This window comes from Paenibacillus oryzae (assembly GCF_001675045.1).
GTDB lineage: Bacteria > Bacillota > Bacilli > Paenibacillales > Paenibacillaceae > Pristimantibacillus > Pristimantibacillus oryzae.
Map to the genome: position 1 here is coordinate 1 of NZ_LYPA01000070.1, position 11,841 is coordinate 11,841.

12 protein-coding genes are annotated in these 11,841 nt (G+C 48.6%); 7 read left to right on the forward strand and 5 right to left on the reverse strand.

Annotation, left to right across the window (positions count from 1 at the left end):
- A partial coding sequence (locus tag A7K91_RS26875; protein WP_211274547.1) for a hypothetical protein occupies window positions 1–213 on the reverse strand: 213 nt, incomplete at its 3' end.
- Window positions 214–260: 47 nt separating this feature from the next.
- Between A7K91_RS26875 and A7K91_RS19290 the strand changes: the two genes are divergently transcribed.
- The 3 genes from A7K91_RS19290 to A7K91_RS19300 all read left to right on the forward strand — a co-directional run bounded on the left by A7K91_RS19290 (window position 261) and on the right by A7K91_RS19300 (window position 4,533).
- Window positions 261–2,504: a stalk domain-containing protein gene (locus A7K91_RS19290; RefSeq protein ID WP_068685780.1), complete on the forward strand. Its 2,244-nt coding sequence runs from the start codon at window positions 261–263 to the stop codon at window positions 2,502–2,504.
- A gap of 152 nt (window positions 2,505–2,656) precedes the next feature.
- The gene (locus tag A7K91_RS19295) at window positions 2,657–3,301 is read left to right on the forward strand and encodes a GntR family transcriptional regulator (RefSeq protein ID WP_068685782.1); all 645 of its coding nucleotides are present in this window, start codon (window positions 2,657–2,659) and stop codon (window positions 3,299–3,301) included.
- A gap of 62 nt (window positions 3,302–3,363) precedes the next feature.
- Entirely contained in the window at window positions 3,364–4,533 is a 1,170-nt protein-coding gene (locus tag A7K91_RS19300; RefSeq protein WP_068685784.1) for a helix-turn-helix domain-containing protein, read from the forward strand.
- A 76-nt stretch (window positions 4,534–4,609) separates the two neighbouring features.
- On the opposite strand, the gene A7K91_RS19305 is transcribed toward A7K91_RS19300, so the two are convergent.
- Window positions 4,610–5,515 (reverse strand): RraA family protein, encoded by a 906-nt coding sequence (locus tag A7K91_RS19305; protein WP_068685786.1) that lies wholly within the window; start codon window positions 5,513–5,515, stop codon window positions 4,610–4,612.
- Between the two features lie 344 nt (window positions 5,516–5,859).
- Here A7K91_RS19305 and A7K91_RS19310 point away from each other — a divergent pair, with 344 nt between their 5' ends.
- From A7K91_RS19310 to A7K91_RS19325, 4 genes are read left to right on the forward strand one after another with little or no spacing between them, the layout of a single operon-like run.
- A complete protein-coding gene (locus A7K91_RS19310; RefSeq protein WP_068685788.1) occupies window positions 5,860–6,762 on the forward strand; it encodes a carbohydrate ABC transporter permease in 903 nt (300 codons plus the stop codon).
- Window positions 6,759–7,589, forward strand: a complete 831-nt coding sequence (locus tag A7K91_RS19315) for a carbohydrate ABC transporter permease (protein ID WP_068685790.1) — start codon at window positions 6,759–6,761, stop codon at window positions 7,587–7,589. Before A7K91_RS19310 ends, A7K91_RS19315 begins: the two co-directional genes overlap by 4 nt.
- A gap of 43 nt (window positions 7,590–7,632) precedes the next feature.
- Window positions 7,633–8,952 carry an ABC transporter substrate-binding protein gene (locus A7K91_RS19320; RefSeq protein WP_068685792.1) on the forward strand — a complete coding sequence of 440 codons (1,320 nt, stop codon included), beginning with the start codon at window positions 7,633–7,635 and terminating at the stop codon, window positions 8,950–8,952.
- A gap of 28 nt (window positions 8,953–8,980) precedes the next feature.
- Window positions 8,981–9,967, forward strand: a complete 987-nt coding sequence (locus A7K91_RS19325) for a mannonate dehydratase (RefSeq protein WP_068685794.1) — start codon at window positions 8,981–8,983, stop codon at window positions 9,965–9,967.
- Between the two features lie 103 nt (window positions 9,968–10,070).
- Here the strand turns inward: A7K91_RS19325 and A7K91_RS19330 are convergent, their stop codons facing one another.
- From A7K91_RS19330 to A7K91_RS19340, 3 genes are read right to left on the reverse strand one after another with little or no spacing between them, the layout of a single operon-like run.
- Window positions 10,071–10,559, reverse strand: a complete 489-nt coding sequence (locus A7K91_RS19330) for a DMT family transporter (RefSeq protein WP_068685888.1) — start codon at window positions 10,557–10,559, stop codon at window positions 10,071–10,073.
- Entirely contained in the window at window positions 10,559–11,263 is a 705-nt protein-coding gene (locus A7K91_RS19335; RefSeq protein WP_068685797.1) for a Crp/Fnr family transcriptional regulator, read from the reverse strand. Before A7K91_RS19335 ends, A7K91_RS19330 begins: the two co-directional genes overlap by 1 nt.
- Before the next feature lie 22 nt (window positions 11,264–11,285).
- A complete protein-coding gene (locus A7K91_RS19340) occupies window positions 11,286–11,708 on the reverse strand; it encodes a DMT family transporter (protein WP_068685799.1) in 423 nt (140 codons plus the stop codon).
- Window positions 11,709–11,841: the final 133 nt, after the last annotated feature.

Genomic DNA, 11,841 nt, shown 5'->3' on the forward strand with positions numbered 1-11,841 from the left:
GTTTCCGGCGCAACCCACAAGAGTACCTTGAAGCGGCAGAAAATAAATACTGTATGTTAATTGGTCAGTCGTAGTTTTTTTAGCGGAGAAAATTGTCGATAAGCTTGGTACGAGCTTTTCTATAGATAAGTCTTTTGTCCTATGATAGAGTAATAGAGCAGCAGCGATTTCCACAATGTGGGTGGCGTGGGCATGTGAATATGGTACTGCCAAACGCGGCTGCTGACTTATCCTGATGCTACATAATTGGAGTGAAACAGATGAAATTAAGAAAAATGCTTTTGTTTATGCTCGTCTCAACTTTGATTGTTGCAAGCCTTGGCCTCCATTCTGTCACAGTTGTGCAAGCTGCCGGTTCCCTGGAATACAGGGAACATGATAACCTGGTCAATATTTTGCAGGACGGGGATGGGGAGAATCGTGTTTTCAGGTTTGCTACAAAAAACAAATTGACAGCAGCTAATACCACATTACGTTTGTATATCAATGCAATTGAAGCGAATCCCAATGACTACGTTGTGGATTATGACAATAACACTATTACCTTGGCCAAAGCTCCCTATAGCGGCGCTGAAATTCATATCAAATACGGCATTATACCCGGCTTTGAATGGGAAGAAGGCCAATCGGGCACTCCCAGCATCGGTATTGCCTTGTCGGGTGGAGATGGCTCAGCGCGGACATTTTCAGTCCCGGTAAGCTATACCTTAAGCTCCGCCAAAAACGTCAGCTTGTATATAAACGGAAGTAAGGTTTCTTCGTCCCGGTTTACTTTTAATGCCAAAACGAAAACCGTAACCTTATCCGAAAAGCAACAGGCGCCATATACCGGGTCCAGCATTTATTTCTACATCCCAAAAGCCTCCATTACGGGAGCCCCGACTTCTCCAGGAGGAGCAACTGAAAATCCGGCAGCGAGCGGGCCGCCGACGGCAGCCCCAACATCAGAAACGGCAACAGGAGGGCCATCGCCGGCAGCACCAACACCAAGGCCGGCAACGGGTAGTCCATCACCAACAAGCCTGTCCCCAGGGTCAACGCCAAATGGTACTGCGCGGCCAACTCCAGTGCCTGGCACAGCGGCATCTCCAACGCCTACGTCTGCCGTGCCAACAATGCCTTCACCAGGAGTGCCAGTCCCGACTCCAGCCAAAACAGAGGAACCGTTGCCTAACGTTCCGACAGGAGCAGGCTATCCCGGCACGATTGAAATGGTAACGGGGAACATTATGACCGTGTATTTTCCTGCAACAGCCGCCAGCCCGGACTCCTACTCCTATTTGATGGTGAAAAATGCCAGCGGGCAGGTTGTCAGGCAAATCAAGATTGAAGCAGGCGGAGTTTTCAGCTTTTCATTGGCAAAGCTGGGACTTCCAACGGGCGGTTATTATAGTTACCTGAAGACGGTTAACCAGTCGGGCGGATTGTCCGCATCTGTTCCTCAATTTATCACAATTAATCATGAACCCAAACATATTCAGGTTTATATTGAAGGTGTGAAACAGGTGTACGAGCAACCTCCGGTTAATGCCAAGGGGAATGTGCTTGTCCCGCTTCGGTCGATCTTCGAGTCACTGGGGGCTACCGTAAAATGGAATAGCTCCACTCAAACCGTTACGGCAACAAGAGGAGGGCGGACGGTAGTGCTGACAATTGGCTCCAAAACCGCCTATATTAACGGCGTCGCCGTCACCTTAAGCGCTGCGCCGCAATTAATTAACGGTTCAACCATGGTGCCTGTCCGGTTCGTCAGTGAAGCATTTGGCGGAGAAGTAGAATGGAAGGGAGAAACAGGCTCGGTTATTGTTTTTCAGAACAAACCGTCCATCCCGACATCCGCTGAAAGCGAAAATCCTCCCGCAGGAGCAGAGAAAACAACAGAACCAGAGAAAACAATAGAATCAGAGTCTGCAAGCAGCCCGACTATTTTAAAAAACATATCAAAGGGCATTACTGCTCCCTCCGATATTGTATTTGTTATTGACGTGACGGGCAGTATGGGCGAAGTTATCGACTACATCAAGGAAACCGTTAAAAGCTTTGTCGATTCCGTCCCCGCTGGTTCGAACTTTTCGGTTGTGGCATATCGGGACATTAACTATTACGAATACGGCTATCCCGATATGAAGGACTTTGATTTTACCCGGGATAAAGATAAGCTGAAGGGTTATTTAAACAAATTGGTGGCTTATGGCGGAGGAGATGATGAAGAATCCGGCTTGGAAGCTATTCATACGGCAGCATATATACTCTCGGAATTAGGCAGTGCCAACGACAAACGGATCATATTCGTTACCGATGCTGCTGTCCATGAATCCCGCCCAATGTCTGACTATACTATTAAAGCAACAACCGATATGCTGAAGGAAAACAACATTATAGTTGATGCCATCGCTCCCAAAAGCGGCTACGTCCACAAACAGATTAACCAATTGGTTCAAAGCAATCCCGGCGGCGTTCTCTACGATATTAAAAATGCATCAGTGATGTTATTAAACGAATGAACCGTCGATATTAGGGTTATCTTAAAGGAGCGTTCCTTTCGGGGAAGCTCCTTGTTTTTGTAAAAAAAGAGGTTGCCAACAAAAATGTAAGCGCTTATAATGAAGTTGTGAGGATTATCGATAATCGATAATATGGAAAAGGATGTGGGCCCATGCAGGGAATATCCGCAGAGACTACAGTTCAATCCATCAGTGAGCAAGTGTTCCTAAAGCTGAAGAAGCAAATTCTTTCTGGCGAGCTGCAGCCTGGCACAAGGCTGCTGGTGCTTCAGATTGCCAAGCAATTCGATGTGAGCCAAGCGCCTGTAAGGGAGGCTCTGGAGCGTTTGAAGCAATCCGGCTTTATTACGGGAGTTCCTAACAAAGGCTCCGTCGTATCTGAAATATCCAGCAAAGAAATTAAGGATATATTTGCTTTACGAGAGATTATTGAAGGATTTGCCGTCAAAAAAACGATGGAAACCTTGACGGAAAACGATTTTGTTTATTTGGAGTCCTTGATTGCCCAGATGCAGGATGCCCACGAGCAAAATGATATTTTGAGGATTTTGGATCTGGATATGGAGTTTCACGGTTTCTTTTACAGACGTTGCGACAATCAAGCCATCTTTGAGCTCTGGAATCACATGAAGCAAAAGGTGATGCGCTTTATGGCGGTATCCAATCGCTATTTTACGACGGATGAACTGGCCGAATGGCATATGATTCTGATTCGTTCCATTCGTTCGGGCGACCCGGAGATTGCGGCCAACGCCTTTGTCGAACACATGCATTCCTATAAAACCATTCATTACTAAATCTATGGAATGGGTCTCGTGCATCCGGTCGGTTAATCTTCTATTAAAGGAGAGAATGGAGCATGCTAAACGGTGAATTGCTGTTTGAAAAGAAGGTTGTTCTTGATTTGATGCGGGATCGCTTTCTGAGCGAGCTCGTATCCGGCGGTGGAAAAACGAGAAGTAATGTAAAAGAACAAATGACCATGCTTGAGCTGAACCCGTATTTTGTATTTCCTGCCATTGCGTTGGCCGAGCCGGTTGTCCGGTTTCAGGAGGAACGCGAAAGGCTGGTTTACGTTGAAGCAATAAGAGAGTATTTGCGCCAGCATGCGGGCACGGGAACCGTTGTGTTTATGGATAAGCAACAACGGCTGGGTTTGCTTTTTTCCTGGAAGTCGAAGGATTTGCTGGAGAATGTAAGGGAGATGCTGTCAACGCAGTTTGGACTAAACATCGCTATAGCGGTGGGCAAGCCGTGCAACCACCTGAAGGATATTTTTCAATCCTACAACCAGGCGACGGAGGCGCTGCGCGAAAAGTTTTATTACGGCGCAAAGGAAATTATTTATTTTAACGCCCCGTGCCGGTATGAGACGGTTCAGCAATATCCCATGGATAAGGAAAAAGAGCTCTATACAGACTTTATGGCAGCCGATAATAGCGATGACGTAAGAGCGGCCGTGAAGCGTTTTTACGATGGCGTGCTGGATAATGGGCGAGTGGAGCCGTCCAGTCTGTATGATTTGACAGTCCGACTGCTGGTTGGCATCGAGAAGCGCGCTGTTGCGGAATCCGGAACACTTGGCGCCTATGAAAAATTCCAGATCATGTCCGTTATCCGGTTAGGCACGCTTTACGAAATACAGGATTACGTCAGCACCTTTTTGACGGGGCTTAAGGAAGCGGTTGCTCCCGGACAAAAGGAAAGCCACTGCAGCATTATCAAAAAAACGATCAAATACATGGAGCAGGAATGCAGCCAGGCATCCCTGCAGAACGTAGCCCAACAAGTGTATATGACGCCTACTTATTTGAGTCTGCTGTTTAAGCTGAATACGGGCAAAACGTTTATCGAGCATTTGACGGACATCCGAATTGAAAAAGCGAAAGACATGCTGAAAAGCACGCATTTTAAAAATTATGAGGTGGCAGAGAAGGTGGGGTATCAGGACTCCCGCTATTTCAGCCAGATTTTCAAAAAGAAAGTAGGCCTTTCGCCAAGCGAATACCGCGAATCCGTTGGCAATTAACGGCGCGGCGGGCTAAACGATATGCCGGAGGCTCAGTCTGGGGGGACTGAGCCTCCGGCATTTTTTGCGTTTTTCCTTACAGTCTAACGTCAGATTGGGGGCCTTCCATGTTGCGGCTGCGCGCTTCTTCTACTTCAGCATCCCAAGTTAAATGCTGGTATTTGGCAGCGGCTTTATCATTTTGGAACCAATTCAGGAAGTCCTCCCATAACGCAACATCCCATGCCGCGTCGATTTGCGCCGTGGAATAAACGTTGTCTCTGAGGCGCACAAAGCCGAACACATCCCGCACTTGAGATTTTTCCGCCTGTACGACAGTCAGCTCCGCCAGATGCGGCGGAATGAATATAACGCCGGCCGGCGTACCCAATACGACATCGCCTGGCATACAGATCGCTTTGCCGATCCGCGTCGGCGTGTTCATCCCAACCATTGTGACATCGGCAATGGCTGTTGGATCGCTGCCTCTATAATAAATATTAATATTGTCGATCTCCGAAATTTGCTGGTTGTCGCGGATGCCGCCCCATACAACAGCGCCGCCTCGCTTGGTGCGAGTCGAAATAGCGGTTGAGAGGTTTCCGCCAACGTACGTGCCCATATGAATCTTGTCAAACATATCAACAACAACAACATCGTCCTCAACTAGCGTATCAATTACCCATTGATTAAAAAAGCCTTTGCGCCCTTCATCCTGAAAGCCATAATTCAGCAAGGCATCATGAAGATCCGGTCTTTTTGGCACCATAACGGCGGTAACGGCGCGGCCCACCATAATTTGCTCGGGACGCGTAATTTTGAAGTCGCCTTCAAATTGGAAGTGGTAGCCGTGATGCCATAGAGGCCCCCATGCTTCCTCCAATGTAATATCGCGCATGCGCCTCAAAATGTCCTCTGGAACCTTAGGCCTTCCATTCGGGAATCGTTCACCTTTCCATAACGGGGTAAGCTGAATAATATCTTCCGGATTATCGAATTTCATGTTGAGCACCTCATCCTTGGGGGTATTGACCGGTCTAGCCGGTTTATACCCCTATTCTCGCGGAAGCGCTCCCATTTGTACATGCGAGTTTCTTATTGCATTTTCCAGCAGAATATGAATTTTCCCACCTAAAAAAACACACTATATAAAATTCTACCTTTTCGTAAATTCTTCTGCTTTCTGAATGTAACCGCTTTCGTTTAAAGTAAGGGAACAAGCAAAACATGTTTTTTCGCCAGAAATGGCAAACTAAAGGAAAAAGAACCGAAACCGAACGATAGACAAAGGAGGGGACAGTTATCCGAACCACTACTGGAAATTTCGCCGGATCAGGGAAAAAGCGTTTGAGAACAAAGCTGGGATCATCCATCAATCTGGCAGGATATGTTTTTATATCGCCCTGGCTGATCGGATTTCTGCTGCTGACATTATGGCCAATTGCACAATCTTTTTATCTTTCGTTCACCAATTATTCCTTGCTCGACGATCCCGTCTGGGCGGGAATGGACAATTACACCAGAATTTTTACAAGCGACGCAACCTTTAAAAAATCGCTGATCGTAACCTTTATGTTTGTTCTGTTTTCCGTCCCCCTCAAATTGTTTTTTTCCTTGCTTGTGGCAATGGCGCTCAACAAAAATTTGCGGGGCATGAATTTATACCGGACAGCAATTTATTTTCCTTCGCTTATCGGCGGCAGCATCGCGGTTGCGGCCCTGTGGCGGAACATGTTTGGTGCGGATGGCTACATCAATCAGGTGCTCTCCTGGTTTGGCATTGAAGGCACGGGATGGATTGTCAATCCGGATACGGCATTAGGCACGCTGATCCTGCTTAATGTATGGCAATTTGGTTCTACCATGGTTATCTTCCTGGCCGGCTTGAAGCAGGTGCCGCAGGAGATGTACGAAGCAGCGTCTGTAGACGGAGCAGGCAAAATGAGAAAGTTTTGGAGCATTACGCTGCCTATGCTTTCCCCCGTTATGTTCTTTAACCTGGTGCTGGGGATTATTAATTCCTTCCAGACCTTTACCGCCGCATTCATCGTGACAAAAGGCGGACCAATCAACGCTACCTATGTTTATGCGCTGTTTCTGTATGAAAAGGCGTTTAAGCATTATCAAATGGGCTATGCGTCGGCCTTGGCCTGGATTTTGCTGGTGATAGTAGCCGCATTAACGGCGCTTAACTTTTTTGCCTCCCGGTATTGGGTATTTTATGAATCGGATGGGAGGAAGGCCAAATGAAAACGCGGCAATCAACACTAATCAATCACGTGCTTCTGTCGGCATTTTCATTGCTGATGCTATATCCCGTCATCTGGTGGGTTGGCGCTTCTCTCAAAAAAACATCCGAGCTTAGCCTGCCTACGATATGGCCCTCCGTGCCCATGTGGGAAAACTATACAAAGGGCTGGATGTTTTCCAATGACTTTACGTTTGCCCACTTCTTCGGCAACACGCTCTGGATGGAGCTGTGGAATGTTGTCGGGGGCGTAACGACCGCCGCTATTGTTGCATATGGCTTCGGGCGGCTGAACTTCAAGTTTCAAGGACTATGGTTTTCCATCCTGCTGCTCACCATGATGCTGCCTGGACAGGTGACGGTAGTTCCCCAATATATCCTGTTTAACAATTTTGGATTTGTTGACAGCTACATTCCTTTGATTCTTCCGCATTTTTTTGGCGGCGGCGCGTTTTTTATCTTCCTGCTGGTCCAGTTCATTCGCGGCATTCCGCGCGACCTGGACGAAGCGGCAACCATCGATGGAGCGAGCGTTTATGGTATTTTCTGGCGCATCGTACTGCCGCTGCTTAAGCCGGCTCTTGTCACCGTCGGCATCTTTACCTTCATCTGGAGCTGGGATGATTTCTTCTCCCAAGTGCTTTATCTAAGCTCGGTCGACAAGTTTACCGTCGGTTTGGCGCTTCGGATGTTTATTGACCAGTTTGATATCCAGTGGGGACAATTGCTTGCGATGTCGCTGCTGTCTGTCATCCCATCGGCCATAATCTTCTTCTTTGCGCAGAAGCATTTTGTCGAGGGAATAGCAACAACAGGCTTAAAGGGGTAACACTAAAAAGTACCTCAAAAAAAGATAAAGGGGATGTTGAAACATGAAGAAGAAAATGTACAGCAGTGCTGCTCTATTGCTTGCATCCACAGTAGCTCTTAGTGCCTGCAGCGGCGGGGGTTCCTCAACGCCTAGCGCAAGTCCCGGCGGAGCATCCTCGAATACGGGCGGAAGCTCGGGCGGCGAAACAACGTTAAGCATTATGTGGTGGGGCTCCGACGCCCGTCATGAAGCTACGCAAAAAGCGCTCGAAATCTATTCGAAGCAATTCCCGAATATCAAATTCAAACCTGAATTTATGGCATGGGACGCATACTGGACAAAATTGCCGACTCTGGCCGCATCCAAATCCATCACCGATGTTTTGCAGATGGACGCCGCTTATATCCAGGAATATGTAACCCGCGGACAGCTTGAAGATTTAACGGATATCGACTTGACCGGCATTGTAGACGCCAACGTAATCGAAAATTTGAAGATGGATGGCAAGTTGTACGGCATTCCGCTCAGCTTGAATTCACAGGGCATGGCCTACAACAAAGAAGCGCTTGAGGAATACGGCATTCCGCTTCCCAAAACCAACTGGACCTATGAGGAATACTTCCAATGGGCAAGAGATGCAAGCGCCAAGCTTCCTGACGGCAAATATCCGATTGGCGATGTAAACACATGGGACGGCTACAACTTCTATCAAACCGCAATGGGCAAGCCGCCAATGATGGCGGATGGAGGCAAAACGTTTACGCTGGACAAAGAGACGTTTACAACCATGTTTGAAACGTACGCGAAGCTGCGTGAAGAAGGCGTGGTGCCTCCAGCTGAAAAAACAGCAAGCTTCCTGGAAAATGACCCGCAAGCCGATGCTGTTGCTTCCGGCACTGTTATGGTAAGGTCTGCAACAACGGGTTCTGTAGGCGCGCTGGAGCAGCTGATGCCAGGCAAGCTGGGCGTTGTCAACATGCCAGGCGGTCCTGCCGGAGCAGGCTGGGCGCAATCCACCATCTTCCTGAGTGTAAGCGCCAATTCCAAAAACAAGGAAGAAGCCAAAAAATTCGTCAAATGGTTCATTACAGACAAAGAAGCGGGAACGGCTCTTGGTCTGACTCGCGGTATTCCAATCAATCCGGAAATCTACGCGGCAATCGAGCCGACACTGGAACCAAAGGATAAGCTGGGCAAAGACATCTACGACCAATCCGTTGAAAAAGCAATGCCTTTCTACTCCGTAGCGGCTGGCTTCACTGAATATGTAGATGCGTTCAAAAAAGAAATTGACGCTGTCATTTTTGGACAACAATCCATCGAGGCTGCTTATAACAATTTGAATAATTTAGGTCAAGATTTGTCCAAACGAGCTAAGTAATAGACGTAGCGGGAGGTGCTGTAAGCATATGCAGCTGGCTGAATTTTTTACCATACAACCCGATCGTCTCTGGAAAATCGCCAAGCAGCTAGGCGTCGATTACGCCGTATCGGGGCTTGCCTGGGATGAAAAGCTGGAAAAGCCATGGGACTTTATGCCTCTGATCCGGTTAAAGCAGCGGTTTGCTGATGCCGGAATCGATCTGGTCGTTATCGAATCCATGCCGCCCAGCAACGAAATCAAGCTGGGCACGGCAGGAAGAGACAGGGAGATCGAGCAATTCCAGCAGTTTATTGTCAACATGGGCGCTGCGGGCATCAAGGTGTTGTGCTACAATTTCATGGCGCAATTCAACTGGTTCCGCACCTCCACAACAACCCGCACCCGGGGCGGAGCGCTTGTCTCCAGCTATGACCACAGCTTGATGAAGGGCGCGCCGTTAACGGAAGCCGGTATTGTGACAGAGGATCAGCTTTGGGAAAACCTGCATTACTTTATGGAACAGATAGTTCCGGTTGCGGAGAAAGCGGGAGTGAAGCTGGCGCTTCACCCCGATGATCCGCCCATTACGCCAATCCGCGGCGTGTCCCGGATTTTGCGCAGCGCCAACGCTTTGCAGAGGGCTATTGATCTGGTGCCGAGTCCCGTCAACGGCATAACGTTATGCCAAGGCACGCTGGCAACGGCGGGAGAGCATATTCCATCTGTCATCCGGCATTTTGCAAGGCAGGACAAAATCTTTTTTGTTCACTTCCGCGATGTGCTTGGGACACCGGAGAAGTTCGAAGAAACCTTCCATGACGCCGGTAAAACGGACATGCTGGAAGCTATGCACACGTATTATGAGGTTTGTTTCCGTGGGCCGGTCCGGCCCGATCATGTTCCGACCCTTGAGGGAGAGGACAACAGCAATCCCGGCTACGAGCTGCTTGGCCGTCTGCATGGCATCGGGTATATGGCGGGGCTGATGGAAGCGGCGGAGGCCAGACTGAAAGAGCAGGGCAAACAGACGTAATACCAAGCAGTCAGATGTAATACAGGGAAAAAAGAGGCCGGCTTACGGTATCTCCTCCTTTGCGGGAGGGGATGCCGAAGCCGGCCGTTTTGTTTTAATAGTGCTAACCCGCGCTTTCCTGGCTTAATGGCTGCAGTTTTTGGGGCGACTCCGCATTCCTCGGCTTTGCTTTGAACAAAATAAGGCCGCAAATCAACAGGAGCGCGCCGATTGCTTTTTGGGGCGTAAACGCGACCTTTTGCAGTCCAAACCATCCCATGGAGTCCCACCATAATGCACATAGCATTTGCGATGCCATAACGATGGAAACCGCATAGCTTGGTCCCAGCAGCCGTACTCCTCTTACTACGCATGTAACAACGCCGATTCCCAATAAGCCGCTAAACCAGAACCAGGGCTGCATGGGCTTCAGCGAAAAAAAGGCAGCTCCTTCAAAAATAATTCCCATAGCGGCAGATGCCAGAAAGCCCATTCCCAGCACAAGAGCAGTTGTGACATGTGAACTTGCGGATTCATTGACCTTGTTGTTGAACATCGTTTGCACGCTTACTAAAGAGCCTGTGGCCAGCGCCATCAAAACGCCCCAAATCATCATGTTTGATCTCCGTTCTCATAAATATTGACGCCGGCTACATCTGTCAGCCGTTTGCGATCCTTTACAATAAGCACACCCTTGCCTCGCTCCACAAGCCCCGCCTGGCAAAATTGCCCCAGCACCCGATTCAAATGACGGTAGCTTGTTCCAATCATACTAGCCGCATCTTTAACATTTGTCATGCTGATCTTGCCGTTTTCGCCCGCCGCATCCTCGTCCGACAGAGAAAGCAAATAGCTGGCAAGCCTGACCTCCACGGGATACAACAGATTTTTGCTAAGGGAAACCGACTTTGAATAAAATTTTTGAGTGACCAAGCCCAGTAAAAATCGCAAAAATGCCGCATCGACGCTTTGACTTAACCAGCGCTTATGCAGGGCAAGCGATTCCACGCGCGAAACCGCCGCCACTGTATTGAGGTTTACTTTTCCGCTCAGACATTCAATTTCGCCGATAACGTCCAGCGGGACTGTAAAATTAACAAGCAGCGTTTTTCCGTCCGTCGAGTTTGTGAACACTCTAACCTTACCCTGTACAACGAAATGGATATATTGAGCCTCTTCTCCTTGAAGACAGAGAGTTTCATCCGGTTCAAAGCGGTACAGAACCAGCCGCTCCTTCAGCGCGTCGGGCAAAACGGCATTAAGGCCAAATTCGTCCAGATATTGATTGATCCTCTCCGGCTCATCAAGCTTTTTCAATGTTATGCCCCCTTATATACAGTCAAGCTAAACACAAAATACCGATGCCCATCAAACCCAGGCCTGCCCATTGCTTTGTTCCAAGCCGGAGTGAATAGGCGCCGAAAATGCCGCTTTTCTCCAGCATCACCGTTACAGCAATTTGGGAGATCAGAACGGCGGATACCGTCAAAGCTGCGCCGTTTATATGAAAGGCCGTAATGTTGCTAAACAGGATAAAGGCGGCAAAGGCTCCGCCAAACAAATAAACCGGCTTGACCTTATTTAATTGCTTATAGGATTTATCGCGAAGTAGCCATACGATCATAAATGCGGCGACAAAGCCGGTGCCCTGCGTAAGTGCAGCTGCTTGCCAGGAGCCGATGCTTGACCCGATAGCCGCATTGGCAGCGCCTTGCAGCGTCAGAAAAGCTCCGCCCAAGCAAGCGTATATAACTCCCCTCATTCCATATCCTCCATTCTTTCTCTACCTTGCTTATTTAATGTAACGGCTAGCTGCGGCCAGGTAAAGGACATATGTCCCGAATGGATAAATCTGTAGCTAGACGATGCAAAAATGAGCGGCGGCCACTATTCGC

What these genes read in the sequence shown, in the direction of transcription:
- A7K91_RS19325 (WP_068685794.1), top strand. Translation starts at nt 8,981, where the DNA reads ATGCAGCTGGCTGAATTTTTTACCATACAACCCGATCGTCTCTGGAAA.
- A7K91_RS19300 (WP_068685784.1), top strand. Translation starts at nt 3,364, where the DNA reads ATGCTAAACGGTGAATTGCTGTTTGAAAAGAAGGTTGTTCTTGATTTG.
- A7K91_RS19340 (WP_068685799.1), bottom strand. Translation starts at nt 11,708, where the DNA reads ATGAGGGGAGTTATATACGCTTGCTTGGGCGGAGCTTTTCTGACGCTG.
- A7K91_RS19305 (WP_068685786.1), bottom strand. Translation starts at nt 5,515, where the DNA reads ATGAAATTCGATAATCCGGAAGATATTATTCAGCTTACCCCGTTATGG.
- A7K91_RS19295 (WP_068685782.1), top strand. Translation starts at nt 2,657, where the DNA reads ATGCAGGGAATATCCGCAGAGACTACAGTTCAATCCATCAGTGAGCAA.
- A7K91_RS19290 (WP_068685780.1), top strand. Translation starts at nt 261, where the DNA reads ATGAAATTAAGAAAAATGCTTTTGTTTATGCTCGTCTCAACTTTGATT.
- A7K91_RS19315 (WP_068685790.1), top strand. Translation starts at nt 6,759, where the DNA reads ATGAAAACGCGGCAATCAACACTAATCAATCACGTGCTTCTGTCGGCA.
- A7K91_RS19330 (WP_068685888.1), bottom strand. Translation starts at nt 10,559, where the DNA reads ATGATTTGGGGCGTTTTGATGGCGCTGGCCACAGGCTCTTTAGTAAGC.
- A7K91_RS19320 (WP_068685792.1), top strand. Translation starts at nt 7,633, where the DNA reads ATGAAGAAGAAAATGTACAGCAGTGCTGCTCTATTGCTTGCATCCACA.